Origin of the sequence: Actinoplanes sp. NPDC020271 (assembly GCF_044388125.1) — a bacterium.
GTDB lineage: Bacteria > Actinomycetota > Actinomycetes > Mycobacteriales > Micromonosporaceae > Actinoplanes.
This window is the reverse complement of sequence record NZ_JBIRWQ010000013.1, coordinates 120,855-140,062: the sequence shown is the minus strand read 5'-3', so window position 1 is coordinate 140,062 and position 19,208 is coordinate 120,855. Positions and strand designations below refer to the sequence as shown.

The window sequence follows — 19,208 nt, the reverse complement described above, 5'->3', positions numbered from 1 at the left end:
GAGCACCGGCGACCGGATGCCTCGTTCACCGTGCACACGATCCTGGCGGAGATCCCGGACGCTGAGCAGCGGTTCGCGGCGATCGCTCAACCGCCGGTGATCGCTCGCACAGGCGAGCGGCGGTGGAGCCCGGACGACGCCAGGCGCCGGGTTGGCAACCGGGTCGCGCGGCCGGAGTCGGTGGAGGAGAAGATCGTGGCGGTCCATGACCTGGTCCGCGATGAGAAGGTCGCCTCGCGGGTCGCCGCCGACCTGCTGCGCCGGCCGGACGTGGCGTTCACCGAAACCACGGTGCAGGAGAAGGTGGTGGTGGCGCAGGAGCTGGTCCGTGACGAGGAAGTCGCCTCGCAGGTCGCCACGAATTTGCTGCGCCGGCCGGAGGTCGCCGCGCGGGCGATGACCGACAGCACGGCCCGGCACCAGGTCAACCGCGCCCAGTTCGACCAGTCCCGGCAAGGAGCGGAGATGGTCCGGCAGCGCACTCCCGCGCTTCGGCACATCGAGCACACCAGCGAGTTCCTCGACCTGGTTGGGGCGTGCGCGCAGTTCGTCGCGTCCGCTGAACGGATCGTGCCGGGCCTGCGCGGGCAGAACTACACCGACGATGAGAAGGCGACGGTGCAGCGCAACGTGGCCCGGGTCCGGGCGGCCGCGGACTGGATCGAGGGCGCGGTGGCCACCGGCCAGGTCACTCCGGAGGAGGGCCTGGCCCGCCTCCTGGCCGGGGAGTAGGCCGCCGGTCATGGGACGGGTGCCCGCGAATGTCGCCGGTGATCTGGTCCGGGTCGCGTTGATGGAAGCCCGCCCGGCCGGGCTGACCACCCGGCAGCTGGTGATTGCGACCGAGATGAGCGCTTACCAGGTCCAGTCCGGGCTCCGGTTCGTGCGTGAGGTCCTCGCGGCGGAGAAGCTCACCCCGCTGACCTGGACCCGCAAGGACGGCTACCAGCTGTCGACCGAGCCGGCCGACTGGATCGCCTACGAGCGAGCCTGCGTGCGCACCGAGCTGACCCGCATCGCTCGGCTGCTGAGCAGCACGGTCATCCCGCACGCTCAACGGCTTCCCGACGACGAGTGGGTGCAGCTGGTGCTCGGGCAGCTCACCGGCGTCAAGTCCGCGCTCGGTCTGCTCGTCCGCGGCGCATGACGACCATCGAGGGCGAGGACTGGACCACCTACGAACGCAGCTGCGTGCGCGAGGAGATGCTGCGGATCACCCGGCTGCTGGACACCGTGCTCATCCTGCACCTCAAGGGCCATCCCGACGACGAGTGGGCCCAGCTAGTGCTGGGCCAGCTCACCAGCGTCAAGACCGCACTCGAGCTGCTGGCACGTGGCGAATGAACGCCACGATCACAGTTCTGCCCCGACGGCGGCGCTACCCGTCGGACACCACCGAAGCCGAATGGGAACTCCTGGAGGCGCTGCTGCCGCCGCCGGCCAGCACCACACCGACGGGTGGACATCCGGAGGCGCACCCGCGCCGGGAGATCGTGGACGCGATCCGCTATCTGGTCGACAACGGCTGCAAGTGGCGAGCCCTGCCCTCGGACTTCCTACCGTGGAAGACCGTCTACGGGTTCTTCGCCCGCTGGGCCAAGAACGGCGGCCTCGACTACCTCCGCGACCAGCTGCGCCGCCGGATCCGCGTCGATGCCGGCCGGTGCCCCCGCCTGGTCACCGCCATCATGGACTCCCAAAGCGTGAAAGCCGCCGAGACCGTCAGCCGAGACACCCGCGGATTCGACGGCGCGAAGCTGATCAATGGCCGAAAGCGGCACCTGATCGTCGACACGAAAGGCCTGTTGATGACGGTGAAGGTGACCCCGGCGGACGTCACCGACCGCGATGCCGCCCGCGAAATGCTGCCTGAGCTGCGCAAAAGCAATCCAGAGCTGACCCTGATGTGGGCCGACAACGCCTACACCGGCCTGACCGACTGGGCCCGCAACGACCTCGACCTCACCTTCAAAGTCGTGAAGAAACCGCCGAACCAGGTCGGATTCAAGGTGCTGCCCCGCCGATGGATCGTCGAGCGCTCACTGTCCTGGCTGATGCGCGCCCGCCGCAACGCCCGCGACTACGAACGCCTCCCGGCGCATTCCGAAGCCCACATCACCTGGGCAAACATCACATTGAGCCTTTTTCATCCTGGGTAGCGGTTGGCTTCGACGTGGTGCAGAGCAAGGATGGCCTGCACGATCGCGGTCGCTCGGCGTGGGCAGCAACGCAGTTTGATCAGGATCTTCCAGGTCTTGAGCGTGGCGATCGCGCGTTCACCGCGTGCGCGGATCTTGGCGTGAGCTCGGTTGACCGCCTTTTGCCGGCGTGACAGCTTCGGCCGGAAGCGGCGCCGCTTGAACGGGGTGCGCACGCTGCCGCGGGCGCCTTGATAGCCCTTGTCAGCGAAGGTCGTGACGTCTGCCCTGGTCAGTGTGTCGATGATGCCGTGGGTACGGGCGGCCGTCAGGTCGTGGGTGGCGCCGGGCAGTGCGGCCGAGGCCCACACCAGGCGTCCGACGGCGTCGGCGATGACCTGCACGTTCACGCCGTGACGCTTGTGCTTGCCGGAGTAGTACGGCTTCTGGTCGGCGACCCGGTCGATCGGGATCAGGGTGCCGTCCAGGATCGCGTAGGCCAGGTGCCGGATGCGCCGCATGGCGGCGTTCAGGTCCTCGGCCACTGCGCTGAGTAGGGCGATCGCCTCCTGGACGTAACGCCAGGCGGTCGCGATACCAATCTTGAAGCCGGCGGCGAGGCGTGTGTAGGTGTCGCCGTTGCGCAGGTGGGCAAGGGCGAGCAGAGCCTGGCGGCCGGGGTTCAACCGCCGCCATCGGGATTTGCGTTGCTGGCGTTGGCTGCGGATGCGGTCTGCGAGGTGGTTCAGGGTCCGGCTGGACAACGAGATCGTGGACGGGTAAGACAGCATGGCGAGGCTCCCGGTCGGGGCATCGGGTTTTGGTCGATTTGCTGTCCTACCTGGAGCCTCGCCCTCATCGATCACCGACCCCCGGCGACGGGCCCTGACCTGCAAGATCAGGTTGAAAAAGGCTCACTGATGACCCGCCGGATCACCCGGGCGGATGGTCGGCGGGCCGCCCTACCCAAGCTCATCGCCGCCTGATCAGCTGGGGCATCCTAAGACCGTGGATCGCGGCATGAGAGCGCGCGTGGGTGCCGATGCCAGGGCTTCAGCCGATCAGCTCGCGAACTGTCGCGGCATCGGCGGCGGTGACACGGTCGTCGGCCCTCCCCTATCCACTACGTATGTGGGGTAGTCGACGAAGTGGCGCCGGCGACCCAAGTAGTGGGGGTAGTGATCGAAGTGCCACCGACACTGTTCGATGAAATCTTCGTGATCATCCAGTTGAAGCCCACCGCACAGGGAAGCGAAATCGTCCAGGCCGTGGAGCATCTCGGCGCATTCAGCCGCCGTCGCGCCGTTAGGACCCCATAGAACACCAACTGGAAGTTCGTGCAGGGCGTATAGGAGCCACTCGCGCGCTTCGCAATACGCGCGCCGTTCGTCGACGAGCTTGCGACCTTCGCCGTCCGATGCTGCCCCCATAAGTGCAGAATAGGACACTCATGTGTTCGTCAACGTCGAGCGCACGCTCTTCGGCTGATTCGCGCATCGGGCTTGGAGGGGATCTCCGCGATGCCGCGTTCGGATCGGCGCCACTGTGACGGTGATACGAACGGCGGGGAGTGACCTCCGCAGTCCAATATTGGCGCTAGCTGCGGAAACAGGTAGCGAGACAGACACTTAACTTGTCGTTTAACCGGTTCGGCGGGGCTTGGTGCCCTTCTTGTGGTGGGCCGGTCATTGGTGTGCCTGGCCGGTGACCAGGATGAGGCCCACGTCGTGACGGGCGGCAGACTGCCGGTTGCGGGAGCCTGGCGGGCGTCCGGGGCTGGGGTGGCTGGGTTTAGGTGCACGCGCTGGCGAAGGGCTGGTTGCGCGCAGGTTCCGAAACCCGCGTCGCACCCGGGCCGGGGTGAGCCGCTCCGGCGCCATCGGGCGTTCCCAGGGCCGGCGCAGGTCCTTTGCGAGGGGCCGGGCAAGACGCAGCTGAGTATGCGCGGCCAGGATCAGCCACGTCCAGCGGTCCGCGGCAGCCGGTTCGCGAAGCTGCGGGGCGGTCCAGCCCAGCGTCTGCTTCATTAGGCGGAAGGTGTGTTCGATGTCGAAGCGGCGCAGGAACGCCTGCCAGCACCGGTCGACATCCATCGGCGTGGCGTCGATCTTGGACCACCACAGCCAGAGCGGCTTCGGCTCGCCGCGGCTGGGCAGGTGGTCGACGGTGAGCCGGATGACCGTGCCCTGGATGATCGGCAACGGCCCATCATGGTCGTTCCAGGCGGCGCGGTGGGTCAGCCGCGGGTGCAGCCGGTCCCAGGCCTGCGCCTTCACCTGCCCGGAGAGCCGAGTATCGGTGTGCGTGACCGCCTGCTCGCCGTCCCAGGTGGCGGAGTCGCCGAAGACGAACTCACCACCGTGCTTGGCAGGCCGACCATCCAGCGGCTGGTAGACGCGGGGCGGAGTCGCTCGGCGAAGTACCCGGTCGGAGCGCATCCGGCCAAGGATCTCCACCGGTAGGTCACGTAGCAGCCAGGCGATGCGTGGGGCTTCGTAGCCGGCGTCGAGCACGATGAGGACGTCACGGTCTCCCAGCCGCCACTGGCCTGCGTCAGTCAGCCGGTCGACGAGCTGCCGGATCTGCGCGCAGGTGATCGTCGTGACGTCCGCGCCGGGCGGCAGGCGGACCGCGTCCAGCAACGCCGTCCAGGAGGTCCGGCCGGTCTCCAGTGCGGCGACGATCGAGTGCGACCAGCCAGGGATCATCCGGTGTTCGTCCTTGCCGCGGCCGTAGGTGTGGCAGAACGAGCGCTACGGGCTGCAGTTGCCGTCCGGACGCAGCCACGGCGAAACGTCCACCGCGAGCACCAGCCGCCCGTCCGCCGCCCGCGGCAACGGTAACCCGGCCAACTGCCGGCGCAGCGACGCCACCTCGATGCGCCCCGCGTTGAGCGCGTCATACATGGCGCCGTGGCCCCGCCGGTGCTCCGGCCCGAGTGACTGCCCGACCAGCGTCTTGACCGGCCCGTCGGTACACAACAGGGCGTCCGTCAGCTCGAACAAGGCGTCCGCCCGCCGGGTCATGCATCGGTAGAGCTGCTCACGGAACCCCGCCAACACATCGATCGTTTCCGCCCTGTCCGTCACGACCGCCACAACGATCATCGATCGGCGCGGACACGGCTCCGCGGGCGCCAGCATGCCGAAGCGTCACCTACCCCGGCTCCGGATGACGCTGGGTTACAGTCGGTCGGCTCAGCGGCGGGACGCTACGAGCGCACGGATTTGCCGAAGAGAGTGCGTTGGCATTCTCTCCGTGGAGCGGCGGCGGGAATACGGTTAAAGCGCGGCGGTAATCGCTAATGAATGCCGAGACGTTCTGAGACTGCAATCAACGCTGGCCCTGCACAGTCGCTACCGTGCGAGCTCGGCGGGCGACAGGCCAATCGCGCACAGTTAGGATCTGACTGATGACGGACTGGCGTTCTCGGTGGGATGCGGCTGTCGCGAGCGATGTGAGCGCCAGCGGCGGCCTTGGATGGGAGTTCACCAGCCGAGCCGGCGAACCGGCTTGGACAGTTTTCCGCGTGGACGGCGGGCCGTACCCGATCTTCTCCGCAGCGCGCGGGCAGAGCTTTCCCCCGCCGGACGACCTAGCCGCCATGACGCATGAGGCTGTGGCGGACCTTTTGGCTGCTGCTGGACTGGCTGACCAGCACGGCTGGATCACTCAGAATATCTCAGCCGCACTTCTGCTGGCCTCCATGAGCATAGCGTCATGGGAGGGAGTGGAATGGGCCCTTGAGTCGGCCCCGAACGATTTCCCGATTGCGTGGGCTGAACCTGACGCCGCGCGGACACCCTACGACTGGCTACGCGCAATCGGCGCCGAAGCATCGACAGAAATTAGCGTCTACCAGGATGACGTGCTCTTCGGTCTTCGCTTCGTTCCGACCGGAGAACTCCGACTGCCGGAGTTCGATTCCGGCGCCCGGCGGTCCCGCCGGGAGATTCCACTCGTACGCGGCCCGATCAACCAGGTGGAGGTCGTCTACGACACCGTTGTCGAGGGCGGTCGCGAGGCTGGGCTCGTTAGCGAGGTCTTGCTGCACGGCAATCACGCGTCGACGTTGCTCATCGCCGCTGAAGCGTATTCCCGGAACGAGTGGCACCTGTTCGACGAATCCGTAGTCGCCCTGACGGAACCGACCACCGCCGACGCCCTAGCCTGGACTCCCGAGCGGCGCCCCTGGCGAGGGACCGAAGGCCGCCGCTGAGACTCGCTGATGCTGCCGATCGTACGCGCCGGCCACGGATTCGGTCACGCGCCGCGATTCGTCGACCGCGTCGCCCGAGCACACGCTCTTGCCGACGAGAGTGCACGCTCGTTCGATTTCGGTGAAGAACAACAAGTCAAGTGCCGCCCCGACGGCGTCGAGGTGAAACCTCAACGAGTCAGTGACCAGTTGAGCCGACCGTCTTCGACGATGGGGCGCCTTCGCTCAATTTCGGTGCCATCTATCATGGCACCAGCAACGTCCGACAGCATTGCTGTCACGCTCAGCCAGATCGGGCCGTCATAATTCCATTCATCCTTGCGGTGTAACCCCACGCATCCGGATTTTGGTCCGGGACGTAGATCGAGGAAGAGGTAGTCCCCTCCAAGATTGTGGGCTATCGGAAACCACTCCGGCAGCCAAGTCCAGGAGAGCGGAGAACCGGCTGGCTCGGTGCGCCGTTGAGCAAGCTCGGGCTCGCCGGCGACGAACTTCAACATGACTTGGTAGCGGGCCAGGACATCTCTCGTGGAGAGGGGTGTCCAAACAACGGGTATGAGCCAGACGGCGGTGCCGCCTTCGTCAGTTCCATCTGCGAGCCGCCACCACGCCCGCTGATCAGCTGGCAGCGGCCTTCCCAAGACATGCTCGATAACGTCGAGCTGCTCAGCGGGAGCGGGGCCTCGAAGGCCCGCAAGATCATCTGGGCAGTTGTCTGCAAGCCATTTGACGATCCTGTTCCATGAGCGTTCCACATCCGGTAATTGCCCCATGTGGCTAGCATCTCCGAAGCCGGAGGAGTTGACCGCGAAGATCGCGGTATTGCATCGGTAAGCACGATGCCAGCCCGCCAGCGTGCTTACTCATTTGCCGCAGAGAACGCGCGCTCCGTCCCGTCTCTATCCGTGCCCAGCGCGCTGGCCGGCACTCGCTGTAGTCACCCTTGATGACGCAGCGGTGGAGTCTGCGGCGACGTTGGGCGGAGCCGGGAGGTTAAACGACAAGCTTAACCAGTCCGGCGGGGCTTGGTGCCCTTCTTGTGGTGGGTTGGTCGCTGGTGTGCCTGTCCGGTGACCAGGATCAATCTCACGTCGTGGCGGGCAGCGGTCTGCCGGTTGCGGGAGCCGGTCGGGACGCATCCGGCCGAGGATCTCGATCGGGAGGTCACGCAGCAGCCAGGCGATTCGCGGGGCTTCGTAGCCGGCGTCGAGCACGATCAGAATGTCGCGGTCTCCAGCCTGCCACTGCCCGGCGTCGATGAGACGGGCGACGAGTTGCCGGATCTGCGCGCAGGTGATCGTGGTGACGTGGACTGCCACCACGTGCGGCTCGCACTGGCCGAACTGGTCGCCCGTCAGGACGGCTGAGTGACCCCGCACGGCGGGCCGCGCCGCGGGCTGACGTCCCGAGGCCGGGCTCCACCGCCTCGCGGCCGTGACAGCCGTCGCCCGAGTAGCGGAAAAGTCGTCACCGGTGACCCACGGGAATGACCGACTCACCACCTCGCCGACCGGTAGGAATGGCGATGAGCTGTGCCCGTTCATTCAGAAGGCCACATTTACGGCGTACCGTCAAGCATTCTTTTGTGTTTTGGAGATGGCATCACGCGGAAGAATGCAATGTCGGGTTCGTCACGCGCACAGGAGCCGGAGAAGCCATTAGTGTTGCCGCTCGACGAGGGGACACTGATGCGGGCTCTGGCCGAGGAACAGCAATTCTTGAATGCCGCGCTGGCGCGCCGCGCGGAACTGATCGCGCATTTGCGGGCCGAGCTGGAAGTTGCCCCGACCGACGCGCTGGAGGAAGCGCGGCAGCGTGGCCTGCGGCGACAGGTCGAGGAGTTGCGGCGGGCCGAGGGCGGGCTGATCTTCGGGCGGCTCGACGGGCGGGACGGGGCGGTGCGGCACATCGGGCGGGCCGGGGTGCGGGCCGAGGCGGAGGATGCCGACCCACTGGTGATCGACTGGCGGGCGCCGGCGGCGCGGCCGTTCTACACCGCCACGGCGCGGGAGCCGCAGGGCCAGGCCCGGCGGCGCCACGTGCGGACCAGTGGCGATGTCGTGACCGGCGTCGACGACGAGCCGCTCGACGGGTCCGCGGACGGTGAGCTGGTCGGCGAGGGGGCGCTGCTCGCGGCGCTCGACGAGCGGCGGACCGGGCGGATGTCGACGGCGATCGCGACGCTGCAACGCGAGCAGGACGAGATCATTCGCGCCGGGACGAGTGGGCCGCTGATCGTGCAGGGCGGCCCGGGCACCGGCAAGACGGTGGTCGCCCTGCACCGCGTGGCCTACCTGCTCTTCACCCACCAACAGCTCGCCGACCAGGCAGTTCTGGTGCTCGGGCCGTCGCCGCGCTTCTTGGAGTACATCGGGCGGGTGCTGCCGGCGCTCGGCGAGACCGCGGTGGTGTCGGCGACCTGCGACACGCTGCTGCCGGGCGTCGCCGTGACCCGGGCCGAGACCCGCACGATCTCCGAGATCAAGGGGCGGGCGCTGTGGCAGCCGGCGCTCGAGCGGTACGTGTCGTCGCTGTTCCCGGTGGCGCGGGAGCTGCGGTTGCGCTGGGCCGGCGAGTTCTACGTGATCGACGCTTCCGCGGTGCGGCGGGCGCTGGTTTCGGCCGTACCGGGAAAGGCTTATCACCGGGCTCGGCGTGCGTTTGCCGAACAACTTCATCAATTGCTCGCCGACACGGTCGCGGAGCAGCGGGAAGCATTGCTGGAGGAGATGGAGGAGGGCTTCGAGGAATTGCTCGCCCGTTTCGATCGGCGGGTGCAGCCAGGCCCGGAAATCCACGAGTCCGGCTCGGACGTCGACGGCTTGCTGTCCGAGGAGGAGATCGAGGAACTGCGGGAGCGGATCTCCGAGGACGCGAATATCGCCCGCTTCCTGGAGGCGTGGTGGCCGACGCGGGACCCGGGTGTGACGCTGCGCGAGTTCCTGGGTGACCCCGCGCTGCTGGGCCGGTTCGCGCCGGAGCTTTCCGCGGAGGAGATCGCCCTGGTCACGGCCGAGCCGACCGGCTGGGCGTCCGGCGACATCCCGCTGCTCGACGCGGTCGCGGAGTTGCTCGGCGACGCGGTTCCGGTGCGCACGCAGGGCGAATCGGTCGCGGATCGAGCAAAAATGCAGAGAGATTGGGCGTACGGGCATGTGGTCGTCGACGAGGCGCAGGAACTGTCCGAGATGCAGTGGCACATGGTGCTGCGGCGCTGCCCGGCCCGATCCGTCACCGCGGTCGGCGACATCGACCAGGCCGAGGCGTCGCACCGGCACACGACGTGGGCCGAGGCGGTCCGGGCGACGCTGGGGGAGCGGTGGACCGCCGCTGAGCTGACCATCTGCTATCGCACCCCACGGGAGGTCATGGAACTCACCGGCCCGGTCCTGGCGAAAGCCGGCAGTCGTAACCGTCCGCCGCGCGCGGTCCGCAGCTCCGGCATCGTCCCGTGGGAGCGCGTCGTCGCACCCGACGAGTTGTTCGACGCCGCTGTGCGGGCCGTGGCTGAGCTGGGGGAGCGGTGGGCGGGCGGCACGTTCGGGGTGGTCGCTCCCGTGGCCCGGGTGGGCGCGCTCACGGGCGTACTGCGGGAGGTTCCGGTTTTGACGGCGACGCAGGCCAAAGGTCTGGAGTGGGATGCGACGCTGCTGGTCGACGCGGACGGGATCGCGGCCGAACCGCGTGGCTGGAACGGGCTGTATGTGGCGCTGACCCGGTGCACGCAGGAACTCGGGCAGCTCCGGCTGTCGGTGCTCCCCGGAACCGTCACCGTCCGGTAAGGATTGCCGACCGGTCAGCCCGGTGTACTGGGGCGGTGAACAAGCGCCTGCTGATCGTCGCGGTGGCTCTGGTGTTGATCGCCGGGGCCGGCCTCTACTGGTTCCAGCCCTGGAAACTCGCCACCGATCGCCACGTCGACGAAGCCCTCGCGGTCGTTCCCGCGGCATCGAGTTCGGCGGCCCTGCCCGCAGGATCGAGTCCGGCGGCCCTGCCCGCAGCATCGGGTGCGGCGGTCGCGCCCGAGGCGTCGGCGAGCGGGCCGGCTGTGGTGCGGCGTGGCGAGTTCGTCAGCCACGAACACGACACCGCAGGTCAGGCGCGGGTGGTTCGGAATGTCGACGGTTCGCACACCCTGGAACTGGTCGACCTCGCCACCTCCAACGGCCCTGATCTGCGGGTCTGGCTCTCCGATCAGCCGGTGCAGGCCGGCGCGGCCGGGTGGCGGGTCTTCGACGACGGGAAATGGGTCGAGCTGGGACGGCTCAAGGGCAACAAGGGCAATCAGCGGTACGCGATCCCGGCCGGCACGGATCTGGAGAAGCTCACGAGCGTCGCGATCTGGTGCAAGCGCTTCTCGGTGTCCTTCGGCGCGGCGAGTCTCACCCCGGCCGGGGTCAGCGCGAGCGGCTGAGCAGGATGCGGGCGCAGGCCGCAGCGGTCGGCAGGTGGTCGGAGGTCACCCGGTGCGCGCCGCGGGTGCTGGTCACGACGCCACGGCCCTCGGCCATGACCACGACGGTGGTCTCGCCCGGTATCGGTTCGACGGTGATGACGCTGCGCGCCTGCTCGGTCAGCCCACGCAGCCCGCCCGCGTCGCCGGCCACCATGACCAGGGCGCTGTCGGTGGTCGCGGCCAGAGCGGCCGGCGCGTCCGCGGTGGCCGTCGACGGGTGGGCGGCTGCGATCGCGAACGGGGTGCCGACGGGCCGATGGAAACCGGGCCGCGGCGGGCGCAGAGCCGCCGCGGCCTGCGGGCGGTAGTCGTGAACCACCTGGTCGAGCCGGCCCGGGCGGCCGAACAGCCAGCCCTGACCCCAGTGCGCGCCGAGTTCGCGGGCCGCGCTCAGGTCGTCCTCGGTCTCGATGCCCTCGGCGATGACCATCGCGCCGGTCCGCCGCGACTCGGATCGGACCAGCGTGGCCACCGCCCGGGTGTGCGCGTCACCCGGGTTGCGTACCAGGCTCATGTCCAGCTTGATCACCTCGGGCTCGACGATCGGCAGGAACGCCAGCGACATCGGGTCGACGCCGACGTCGTCGAGCGCCAGGGCGTTGCCCCAGTCCTGTACCTGCCCGGCAATGCGCAGAAGACTTCCCGGTACGGCGGGCAACGCCCGCTCGGTGAACTCCAGCACCATCCGGAACGGGAGCCCGCTGCGCAACAGGTCGAGCAGGCGCGGGGAGAGCGGCTGGTCGAGCACGCCCGGTTCGGCGTTGACGAACAGCAGCGGCGGAGCCGCGGCCGCCGCGGCCGCGCCCTCGATGGCCTGCTCGCAGCAGAGCATGTCGAGTTCGCCGAGCCGGGAGGCCTCCCGGCCCGCGGCGAACAGCTGGTCGGGGAACTCCAGCGCGCTCCCGGCCGGGCCCCGCGCGAGCGCTTCGACCCCGACCACGCCGCCTCCGGCCAGGTCGACGATCGGCTGGAAGGCCGGCTCCACCAGCCGGTGCGTCAGCACGTCGGTGATCGTCAGTTCGGCGGTCCGCATCATGAAGGCTCCTCTGTCAGCCGGCTCACCCGACTTATCGGCCGCCTCCGGCTTCCGCTGAATCGTCAGGCGTCGTGGACCCAGCGGTCGACGAGCGCCTCGTGTGCCTCCAAACGCTGCTGCGTACGGTGCGGATCGGTTCTGGTGATCGCGTCGAGCAGACTGATCGCAAGGGTGACCACTGACGCATGTGAGTCGAAGATCAGGCCGGTGCCGACCGGGGCGACCAGCAGCACGTCGGCGTCCTCGGCGAACGGCACGAGCGGGTTGTCGGCGATCACCACGGTGGCCAGGCCGAGACCGCGGGCCAGCCGGACGGCGGCGACAGTGGCGGCCGGATACCGCGGCATCGCGAAGAACAGCAGCGCCTCGGCACCCTGCTGGCTCAGTTGCAGCACGGCGTCGTCGACAGCGCCGGCATCGGTGCAGACGCTCACCGCCGGCAGGACGCGCCGGGCGAAGTAGCCGAAGTACTGTGCGAGAGCGGCCGAGGCGCGCAGACCGATCACGCCCAGCGGGCTCGCCCCGGCCAGCAGGTGCACGGCCCGGGCCATCGGATCACCGGCGATGACCCGTTTGAGGCTGTCCAGGTTCGCGCGCTCCTGGTCGATCGCGGCCACCCCGGACTCCGGCCGGGCGGGCGAGCGCTGCTGCGGGATGCCGGCGAGGACGGCGTCGCGCAGCGCGGCACGGAACTCACCGAACCCGGCGAAACCCAGCGCCGCGGCGAGCCGGGTGACCGTCGGCTGGCTGACCCCGGCCCGCTCGGCGATCTCGATCGTCGACAGGAATGCGACGTCGGGGAACATGCCGAGCATCCGCTGCACGATCTGCCGCTGCGCCGGGGAGAGTCGATGTGCCTGGGCCAGGTCCAGCAGCCATTCACCGGCCCCGTCGCGCGCCATTGATCTCCTTCTGTGTCATTCCGCCCCTGAATACTCTAAAACACACAGGAGATATGGTGCATTCGATGATTCACAACGAGCGGGCGATCTGGTTACGGTTCCTCTCCGGCGCCGACATCGACGAGCTGAACATCGGCTCGGACGAGGTCATCGCCGCGGTCGAGAACGTCGTCGACGCGCACGGGCGCGGCCGGACGGTCTTCGAGCCGCGCACCCACCTCGTCCCGGACAACGGCGGGGCCGGGCATTTCAACATCCTCCGCGGTCATGTCTCCACGCTGGGCGACCACGGCCTGAGCGGGGTGAAGGTGGTCGGCGACTTCGTCCCGAACTACCAGCTGGGGCTGCCCAGCGAGCTGGCCCTGATGACACTGCTCGACCCGGCCACCGGCGTCCCCCTGGCGATCATGGACGCGACGCTGATCACCGAGGTGCGGACCGGCGCGATGACCGCTGTCGGCGCCAAATACCTGGCCCGGCCGGATTCGAGGATCCTCGGCCACGTCGGCGCCCGCGGCACCGCGTTCAGCAACGTCACCATGCTCGACCGCCTCTTCCCCCTCGAGGAGATCCGGGTGACCAGCCGCCGGCCCGAGTCACGGGCGGCGTTCGCCGACCGGCTGCGCGCGGTCACCGACACCCCCGTGCGCGTGGTCGCCACCGCCGACGAGGTCTACCGGGACGCCGACATCCTCGTCGAGGCCTCCCGCCTGGAAGAACCACAACCATTGCTGCGTACGGCCATGGTCCGCCCCGGTGCGTTCGTCGTCCCCTACGGCACTGTCAGCGCCGTCGAACTCGACCTGCTCGACGTGATGGACAAGGTGGTCGTCGACGACTGGCGCGAGTCCCGCTCCGGCCGGTTCGGGGCCCTGCGCGCGCACGTCGACACCGGCAGGCTGACCGAGCGGACGCTCTACGGCCAGATCGGTGAGATCGTCAGCGGCGCCAAACCCGGGCGGGAGAGCGCGGACGAACGGATCCTGTTCTGGCACCGCGGGCTCTCCGTCCTCGACGTGGCACTGGCCCACCTCATCCTGAACCGGGCCGAAGCCGCCGACGCCGGCACCATGCTGCGCTACCGATGACCGGAGAGCTGCGGGTGCGGACGGCCGCGGACCTCGGTCGTACCGAAATCGGTCTGGTCGCGAGCGGAGCGAAGCGGATCGTGCTGGCCCCCGAGCTCCTGGCCGGGGTGGCCGCGAGCCGCGCCGCGGCACTGCGGGCGCTCGACGGTGACCAGCCGGTCTACGGCGTGAACACCGGCATGGGTGCGCTCGCCGGGATCCGGCTCGACGCCGAGGCCCGCGCGCGGCACCAGGACACCCTGATGGCCGGCCGAGCGGTCGGCTCGGCGCCCTGGCTGCGGCCCGATCAGGCGCGGGCGGTGATGGCGGTCCGGCTCCGGACGCTGCTGCACCCGGCCGCGGGCGTGTCACCGGAGCTGTGCCGGCACCTGGCCGACCTGGTGAACGCGGGCCTGGCGCCGGCGATCCCGGCGCGTGGTGTCGGCGCGGCGGGGGAGATCATCCCGCTGGCGCACCTCGGGGCAGTACTGATCGGAACCGGTCAGGTGCTCGACGACGCGGGGCGGGCCGTGGACGTGGCCGGGGTGCCGGCCCGCTCGTTCGAGGCCAAGGAGGGCGTCGCGTTCCTGGAAGGGGTGCCCGGGCTGACCGGGCTGGCGATCCTGGCCACGGCAGCGGCGCGGACCCTGGCTGAGCAGGTGATCGCGGTGGCGGGCGCGGCTCAGGCGGTGGTCGGCGCCAGCGCGGACCCGTTGCGCTCGGAGCTCGCGTCGGGCGACGACGTACTGCGTAGCGTCAATGCCGCTCTTCTGAAGTCCCGCGGTGACGGACCGTCCCGGGCGCTGCAGGCGCCGGTCTCGTTCCGGGTGACCGGGCCCGCGCTGGCCGTGGTGATCCGGGCGGCCGGCGCCCTCGACGCCGCCGCCGAGCGGGCGCTGACCGGGATCACCGACTCGCCGGCGCACCTGGACGGTCGGTTCTACGGCACCGCGGGGTTCGCCGGCACCGAGCTGGCCGCGGCGTGCGGCGCGTTGACCGGCGCACTCGTCCACCTGGCCGAGGTCGGCACCGCGCGACTGCACCGGCTGCTGGACCCGGCCGTGACCGGGTTGCCGAAACAGCTCTCCGACGCGCCCGGCGTGCACGCCGGGATGGTGTCGGTGCACAAACGGGCGGCCGGGGTGGCGCACCGGCTGCGGCGGTTCGCGATGCCGGCGCTGCTCGGGGCGATGGAGACGTCGGGCGGTCAGGAGGACGTGCAGAGTTTCGGGTTCGAGGCCGCCGAGTGCCTGGACGAGGCGGTCGACGGGCTGCGTGAGGTGCTGGCCTGCGAGCTGCTGGCGGTGCACCAGGCCCGGCTGCTGTCCGGCGATCCGGCCCCGATCCTGCCGGTCGGCACGCTGCCCGCCGGGACCGCGGACCGGCCGTTCGGGCGGGACCTGGACGCGCTCATCGCGCTGCTGCGATCGGGCTGGTCGAGTTCCGCACGATGAGTTCCGGGCGGAACGCCGGGGCATCGGCGGGCCCGTCGAGCTGACCGATCGCCGCCTCCACGATGGCGTCCTCGTCCCAGGCCATCGTGGTCAGGCCCGGGTCGACCAGCACCGCGAGCTGGTGATCGTCGTAGCCGACCACCGACAGGTCAGCCGGGATGCACAGGCCGGCCTCGCGCGCGGCCCGGTACACCGCGAAGGCGAGGGAATCGGTCAGGCAGAACACGCCGGTCGGGCGGTCGGGCCCGGCCAGCAGCGCGGCGACCACGGTGACGGCCTCGGTCGTGGCGGCCGGGGCGGCGACCACGGTCAGCTCGATGCCCAGGCCGGCCGCGACCTCACCGGCGAGCACCTCGGCCGGGCGGCCCGGCGTGGTCGGCAGTGACGGGGCCAGCAGCGCAATCGTGCGATGACCCAGATCGGTCAGATGGGCCAGCGCGGTGCGCACGCCGTAGTCGTTGTCGAACAGGACGCTGCCGGACCCGGGGCGCGCGACCAGGGCGTCCCCGATCGACACGACCGCGATCTCCGGGCCGAGCAACCGCCAGTAGCCGGCGGCCGGGTCGACCGGGGAGACCAGCGCGCCGTCCACGCGCTGGGCGACGAACTGCTCGACGATCAGGCGTTCCTGCTCCGGGTCGGCGTCGGCGTCGGCGATCGTCGCGTACCGCCCCCGGCTGCGCAGGGCCCGGGTCAGCATCACCGAGAGATCCTGCTGCCACAGGTCACGCAGGGAACCGCTGACCCCGACCGATCCGGTACGGCCACTGGCCAGCGCCCGTGCGATCGGGTCGACGGTGTAGCCCAGCTCGGCGGCGAGCTCCCGGACACGCTGGATGGTGGCGGGGGAACCACGGACACCGCGCAGCGCGTACGAGGTGGCGGCGAGCGAGAGGCCGGCGGCGGTCGCGAGGTCCTGCAGCGTGCGCCGGGACTGCCCGCGCGGCGTCTGCCCTCGTTGCATCGGGCGAGGGTAACACCGGTGGCGATACCGGTCATTGAGATCACGTTGCGCTTCCGCGAGGTGAAGCGCTTCACTTAGCGGGTGGAGTGAAGCGCTTCACCTGACAGGAAGCGGAGGTGCCGGATGCTGTTCGACTGCCATCAGCACCTATGGCCCGCGCCCCTCGTCGAGGCCCTGCGCCGGCGTGACTCGTACCCGTACCTGCGGGAATGGACTTTGTATCTGCCCGGCGAGGCACCCTACGAGGTCGACCCGGCCGCGCACGACCTCACCCGGCGCCGCGAGCGCGAGATCGCCGAGGGTCGCTCGCAGGTGCTGCTCTCGCTCTCCAGCCCACTCGGCATCGAACACCTGCCCGGCGACGAGGGCGCCGGCCTCCTCGCCCTCTGGCACGAGAGCGCGCTGAACCTGCCCGACCCCTACCGGATCTGGGCCGCGGCGTCCGTCACCGACCCCGACCCGGCGGTGTTGGCCACGGTGCTGCGCGAGGAACGGGTCGCCGGCCTGCAACTGCCCGCGACCGCCCTCGCCGAGCCCGGCGACATCACCCGCATGGGCCCGCTGCTGGCCGAGGCCGAGAGTGCGGACAAGCCGGTGCTGGTGCACCCCGGTCCCGCGCCGGCCTGCGCCCCGGACCTGCCCGGCTGGTGGCCGGCCATGGTGCCCTACGTCGCGCAGCAGCACCGGGCGTGGCTGGCCTGGCACATCGCCGGGCGGCGGGCGCACCCGCGGCTGCGGATCGCGTTCGTGGCGCTGGCCGGGCTCGCGCCGCTGCACCACGAGCGGCTCACGGCGCGCGGGGGCGAACTCGGGCCGCTCGACCCGTACGTGTACTACGAGACCTCCTCCTACGGCACGCGGGCGATCGACGCGCTCGTCCGCGTGGTCGGCGTCGACCCGATCGTGCACGGCTCCGACCGGCCGTACGCGGAATCGGTTGATCCCGGTCTCGGTGCGGCCTTCACCCATGCCATGTTCACCGCCAACCCCCGCCACCTGCTGACCGGAGCCGACCGTTGACAGTCCTGCCCGCGCTGCCGGGGCGCGTCCTCACCCCGAAGGAACTGCAGCTCTGGGTGACCGAGCTGGCCGCCCGCCCGCACCTGTGGGAGCACCTGGTCCGTCACGACACCGGCGGGCGGCACTACGCGTCGCTGTACCGTGACGGCGACATCGACGTGTGGGTGCTGTGCTGGAACGTGCAGGACGACACCGGCTGGCACGATCACGACGTGTCGTCGGGTGCGGTCGCGGTCACCCGCGGCGCGGTCACCGAGGCGACGCCGCGCATCGGCGGGGAGCCGTCGTCCCGGGTGGTCGAAGCGGGGCGGACGTTCGCCTTCGGCCCCGACCGCATCCACCGGATGGGCGGGGCGGTGGACGGGTCGGTGTCGCTGCACGCGTACTCGCCGCCACTGTGGCGCATGGGCCAGTACTCGATCAGCGCCGACGGCGTCCTGCGCCGCGTCTCGGTCAGCTACGCCGACGAGCTGCGCCCCATCGACGGCTGACGATCACACCCGATTATTTTGTACGCCGAGCTGCTACCGTCCCCGAGTTCGGTGTCATTGATCGGGGGCAGGTCGTGGATCCGTCGGAGCAACAGTCGCCACTCCCACGATTCATGATCCTCATCTACGAGCGCGAGGCCCCGGAAAGTGCTCGGGCCGCGCCGCCCACGGTCCTCGAAGCGCACCTGCGCCTGCCGCGGCAGATCGCCGAGACCGGCGCCCGCATCGTCGCCGGCAACGCGATCGGCCCGGCATCCCACGCCGTGTCCATCCGTGACAACGTGCCCGTCGGCGGGTCGCTGGCCGGCCACGAAGCGACCCTCGCCGGATACTTCCTGGTCGAGGCGTCCGACCTGGACCATGCGGTCTGGATCGGTCGCATGATCCCGGTCATCGACGGCTGGGTCGAGGTCCGCCCGGTCCTCACGTCCTGACTCGCCGATCGAGTCCGATCCCCGGACTTCGGCGAGCCGGTGTCTACTGTGCTCACATGCGGCGCGTGCGGGTGTTCACGGCAACGATCGTCATGCTGTCCGTCGCCGGTTGCGGCCCGGCCGACGCGGGACCGGTCGTGGCGCCGGTGCGGTCGGCCGTGGCGCCGGTGTCCTCGGCCGTGGCGTCGGCTGCTCCGGCGTCGCCCGGAGCGCAGGCGGTGCGGGCCTGCCGGCTCGCGGCCGCGGCGCCCCGGGCCGGTGAAGCGGTCGAGCTGGACGAGCCGGCGGTCAAGGCGATCATCCAGAGCGCGGGGAAGTCCGGTGTCGCGGGTGTCGAGCGGGCCGGCGCGCAGGTGCAGGCCCGGTATGAGGCCTGGCTGCGCGCGGACCTCGGGGACGAGGCGGCGAACGCGCTCGACGACCTGCTCGACTCGGTGGGGCTGATCACGAGAGCTTGTGCCGAGGCGGCTGTTCCCTCGTGAGGGTGTGGGCTCCGGCGGCGTACGCGGGAAGGGGTTTGATCACCACGCTGGGCCGCGAGCGAGGCGGATCGGCCCGGTCGCGGCGGTGATGTCGACGTCCTCGCCGTGCTGACGGACCGTGACGACCCCGTCCCGGGCCAGCTCGGCCGCCACTTCCCGGGCCGCGTCCATCAGGTCCCGCCACGTCTCGCCGCCCGCGACCCGGGCTGCGTCGCTCGGGCAGATCGTGGCCTCCGGGCGGCGGTGCCGTAGCAGCGTGCGGATCGCCGCGGCCAGCCGGACCCGCTGCCCGTCGGGGGTCGGCTCCCACCACGGGTCGCCGCGTTCGCCGAGCGCGACTTTGGCGTCCTGCACGCGGGGGCGGGCCGTCTCCGGGTCGGTGCGGACGAGCCGGCGGGCGGCCATCAGCTCGTCGACCAGTTCCTGGCGCAGCGGTTCGGGGATGGCCGGGTCGGTGGCCCGCCAGCGCCGGCCGGACACGATCAGGTAGCGGCCGTCGGCCGTCAGTGTGGCGTCGTCGCGCGAGCTCATGACCCTATTGTCGC

17 protein-coding genes and 4 pseudogenes are annotated in these 19,208 nt (G+C 70.2%); 13 read left to right on the top strand and 8 right to left on the bottom strand.

What is annotated here, in order from left to right; translation table 11 throughout:
* Nucleotides 1-6 precede the first annotated feature (6 nt).
* From ACH442_RS27020 to ACH442_RS27005, 4 genes and pseudogenes are all read left to right on the top strand, one after another.
* A pseudogene (locus ACH442_RS27020) lies at nt 7-732 on the top strand (DUF6192 family protein); the annotation flags it as partial.
* 10 nt (nt 733-742) lie between these two features.
* Nucleotides 743-1,147 (top strand): hypothetical protein, encoded by a 405-nt coding sequence (locus ACH442_RS27015; protein WP_396340903.1) that lies wholly within the window; start codon nt 743-745, stop codon nt 1,145-1,147.
* A complete protein-coding gene (locus ACH442_RS27010; protein ID WP_396340902.1) occupies nt 1,144-1,344 on the top strand; it encodes a hypothetical protein in 201 nt (66 codons plus the stop codon). The genes ACH442_RS27015 and ACH442_RS27010 overlap by 4 nt, the downstream gene beginning before the upstream one ends.
* Nucleotides 1,341-2,138: pseudogene (locus ACH442_RS27005) on the top strand (IS5 family transposase); the annotation flags it as partial. The gene ACH442_RS27010 and the pseudogene ACH442_RS27005, both read left to right, overlap by 4 nt.
* Before the next feature lie 8 nt (nt 2,139-2,146).
* Here the strand turns inward: ACH442_RS27005 and ACH442_RS27000 are convergent.
* Together ACH442_RS27000 and ACH442_RS26995 are read right to left on the bottom strand one after the other, a co-directional pair.
* Nucleotides 2,147-2,929 (bottom strand): transposase family protein, encoded by a 783-nt coding sequence (locus ACH442_RS27000; protein ID WP_396340901.1) that lies wholly within the window; start codon nt 2,927-2,929, stop codon nt 2,147-2,149.
* An 894-nt stretch (nt 2,930-3,823) separates the two neighbouring features.
* Nucleotides 3,824-5,245: pseudogene (locus ACH442_RS26995) on the bottom strand (NF041680 family putative transposase).
* A 305-nt stretch (nt 5,246-5,550) separates the two neighbouring features.
* Here ACH442_RS26995 and ACH442_RS26990 point away from each other — a divergent pair.
* Nucleotides 5,551-6,357, top strand: a complete 807-nt coding sequence (locus ACH442_RS26990; RefSeq protein ID WP_396340900.1) for a hypothetical protein — start codon at nt 5,551-5,553, stop codon at nt 6,355-6,357.
* Between the two features lie 170 nt (nt 6,358-6,527).
* Here the strand turns inward: ACH442_RS26990 and ACH442_RS26985 are convergent, their stop codons facing one another.
* Together ACH442_RS26985 and ACH442_RS26980 are read right to left on the bottom strand one after the other, a co-directional pair.
* Nucleotides 6,528-7,130 (bottom strand): SMI1/KNR4 family protein, encoded by a 603-nt coding sequence (locus ACH442_RS26985; RefSeq protein ID WP_396340899.1) that lies wholly within the window; start codon nt 7,128-7,130, stop codon nt 6,528-6,530.
* A 126-nt stretch (nt 7,131-7,256) separates the two neighbouring features.
* Nucleotides 7,257-7,664: pseudogene (locus ACH442_RS26980) on the bottom strand (transposase); the annotation flags it as partial.
* Between the two features lie 354 nt (nt 7,665-8,018).
* Between ACH442_RS26980 and ACH442_RS26975 the strand changes: the two are divergent.
* Both ACH442_RS26975 and ACH442_RS26970 read left to right on the top strand, forming a co-directional pair.
* Complete coding sequence (locus tag ACH442_RS26975; protein ID WP_396340898.1) at nt 8,019-10,139, top strand: HelD family protein; 2,121 nt, start codon at nt 8,019-8,021, stop codon at nt 10,137-10,139.
* Nucleotides 10,140-10,174: 35 nt separating this feature from the next.
* Entirely contained in the window at nt 10,175-10,771 is a 597-nt protein-coding gene (locus ACH442_RS26970; RefSeq protein ID WP_396340897.1) for a DM13 domain-containing protein, read from the top strand.
* Here the strand turns inward: ACH442_RS26970 and ACH442_RS26965 are convergent.
* Both ACH442_RS26965 and ACH442_RS26960 read right to left on the bottom strand, forming a co-directional pair.
* A complete protein-coding gene (locus ACH442_RS26965; protein ID WP_396340896.1) occupies nt 10,755-11,849 on the bottom strand; it encodes an EAL domain-containing protein in 1,095 nt (364 codons plus the stop codon). The genes ACH442_RS26970 and ACH442_RS26965 overlap by 17 nt on opposite strands.
* Nucleotides 11,850-11,911: 62 nt before the next feature.
* A complete protein-coding gene (locus ACH442_RS26960) occupies nt 11,912-12,751 on the bottom strand; it encodes a MurR/RpiR family transcriptional regulator (protein ID WP_396340895.1) in 840 nt (279 codons plus the stop codon).
* Nucleotides 12,752-12,816: 65 nt separating this feature from the next.
* Between ACH442_RS26960 and ACH442_RS26955 the strand changes: the two genes are divergently transcribed.
* Together ACH442_RS26955 and ACH442_RS26950 are read left to right on the top strand one after the other, a co-directional pair.
* The gene (locus tag ACH442_RS26955; RefSeq protein ID WP_396340894.1) at nt 12,817-13,839 is read left to right on the top strand and encodes an ornithine cyclodeaminase family protein; all 1,023 of its coding nucleotides are present in this window, start codon (nt 12,817-12,819) and stop codon (nt 13,837-13,839) included.
* Entirely contained in the window at nt 13,836-15,272 is a 1,437-nt protein-coding gene (locus ACH442_RS26950) for an aromatic amino acid lyase (protein ID WP_396340893.1), read from the top strand. The genes ACH442_RS26955 and ACH442_RS26950 overlap by 4 nt, the downstream gene beginning before the upstream one ends.
* Here ACH442_RS26950 and ACH442_RS26945 read toward each other — a convergent pair.
* Entirely contained in the window at nt 15,229-16,236 is a 1,008-nt protein-coding gene (locus tag ACH442_RS26945; protein WP_396340892.1) for a LacI family DNA-binding transcriptional regulator, read from the bottom strand. The two genes, ACH442_RS26950 and ACH442_RS26945, sit on opposite strands and share 44 nt — an antisense overlap.
* A gap of 123 nt (nt 16,237-16,359) precedes the next feature.
* On the opposite strand from ACH442_RS26945, the gene ACH442_RS26940 reads away from it, so the two are divergent.
* The 4 genes from ACH442_RS26940 to ACH442_RS26925 all read left to right on the top strand — a co-directional run bounded on the left by ACH442_RS26940 (nt 16,360) and on the right by ACH442_RS26925 (nt 18,663).
* Nucleotides 16,360-17,256, top strand: coding sequence for an amidohydrolase (locus ACH442_RS26940; protein WP_396340891.1), 897 nt, complete (start codon nt 16,360-16,362; stop codon nt 17,254-17,256).
* On the top strand, nt 17,253-17,747 hold the full coding sequence (locus tag ACH442_RS26935) for a cysteine dioxygenase (protein ID WP_396340890.1): 495 nt from the start codon (nt 17,253-17,255) through the stop codon (nt 17,745-17,747). Before ACH442_RS26940 ends, ACH442_RS26935 begins: the two co-directional genes overlap by 4 nt.
* Before the next feature lie 113 nt (nt 17,748-17,860).
* A complete protein-coding gene (locus ACH442_RS26930) occupies nt 17,861-18,181 on the top strand; it encodes a YciI family protein (RefSeq protein ID WP_396340889.1) in 321 nt (106 codons plus the stop codon).
* A 56-nt stretch (nt 18,182-18,237) separates the two neighbouring features.
* Complete coding sequence (locus ACH442_RS26925) at nt 18,238-18,663, top strand: hypothetical protein (RefSeq protein WP_396340888.1); 426 nt, start codon at nt 18,238-18,240, stop codon at nt 18,661-18,663.
* A 39-nt stretch (nt 18,664-18,702) separates the two neighbouring features.
* On the opposite strand, the gene ACH442_RS26920 is transcribed toward ACH442_RS26925, so the two are convergent.
* Nucleotides 18,703-19,194, bottom strand: coding sequence for a DUF3253 domain-containing protein (locus ACH442_RS26920; RefSeq protein WP_396340887.1), 492 nt, complete (start codon nt 19,192-19,194; stop codon nt 18,703-18,705).
* Nucleotides 19,195-19,208: the final 14 nt, after the last annotated feature.

Coding starts and splice junctions, on each gene's coding strand:
- ACH442_RS26955 (WP_396340894.1), top strand. CDS start 12,817: ATGATTCACAACGAGCGGGCGATCTGGTTACGGTTCCTCTCCGGCGCC.
- ACH442_RS27015 (WP_396340903.1), top strand. CDS start 743: ATGGGACGGGTGCCCGCGAATGTCGCCGGTGATCTGGTCCGGGTCGCG.
- ACH442_RS26985 (WP_396340899.1), bottom strand. CDS start 7,130: ATGGGGCAATTACCGGATGTGGAACGCTCATGGAACAGGATCGTCAAA.
- ACH442_RS26945 (WP_396340892.1), bottom strand. CDS start 16,236: ATGCAACGAGGGCAGACGCCGCGCGGGCAGTCCCGGCGCACGCTGCAG.
- ACH442_RS26925 (WP_396340888.1), top strand. CDS start 18,238: ATGCGGCGCGTGCGGGTGTTCACGGCAACGATCGTCATGCTGTCCGTC.
- ACH442_RS26965 (WP_396340896.1), bottom strand. CDS start 11,849: ATGATGCGGACCGCCGAACTGACGATCACCGACGTGCTGACGCACCGG.
- ACH442_RS27010 (WP_396340902.1), top strand. CDS start 1,144: ATGACGACCATCGAGGGCGAGGACTGGACCACCTACGAACGCAGCTGC.
- ACH442_RS26920 (WP_396340887.1), bottom strand. CDS start 19,194: ATGAGCTCGCGCGACGACGCCACACTGACGGCCGACGGCCGCTACCTG.
- ACH442_RS26940 (WP_396340891.1), top strand. CDS start 16,360: ATGCTGTTCGACTGCCATCAGCACCTATGGCCCGCGCCCCTCGTCGAG.
- ACH442_RS26960 (WP_396340895.1), bottom strand. CDS start 12,751: ATGGCGCGCGACGGGGCCGGTGAATGGCTGCTGGACCTGGCCCAGGCA.
- ACH442_RS26930 (WP_396340889.1), top strand. CDS start 17,861: ATGATCCTCATCTACGAGCGCGAGGCCCCGGAAAGTGCTCGGGCCGCG.
- ACH442_RS26990 (WP_396340900.1), top strand. CDS start 5,551: ATGACGGACTGGCGTTCTCGGTGGGATGCGGCTGTCGCGAGCGATGTG.
- ACH442_RS27000 (WP_396340901.1), bottom strand. CDS start 2,929: ATGCTGTCTTACCCGTCCACGATCTCGTTGTCCAGCCGGACCCTGAAC.
- ACH442_RS26950 (WP_396340893.1), top strand. CDS start 13,836: ATGACCGGAGAGCTGCGGGTGCGGACGGCCGCGGACCTCGGTCGTACC.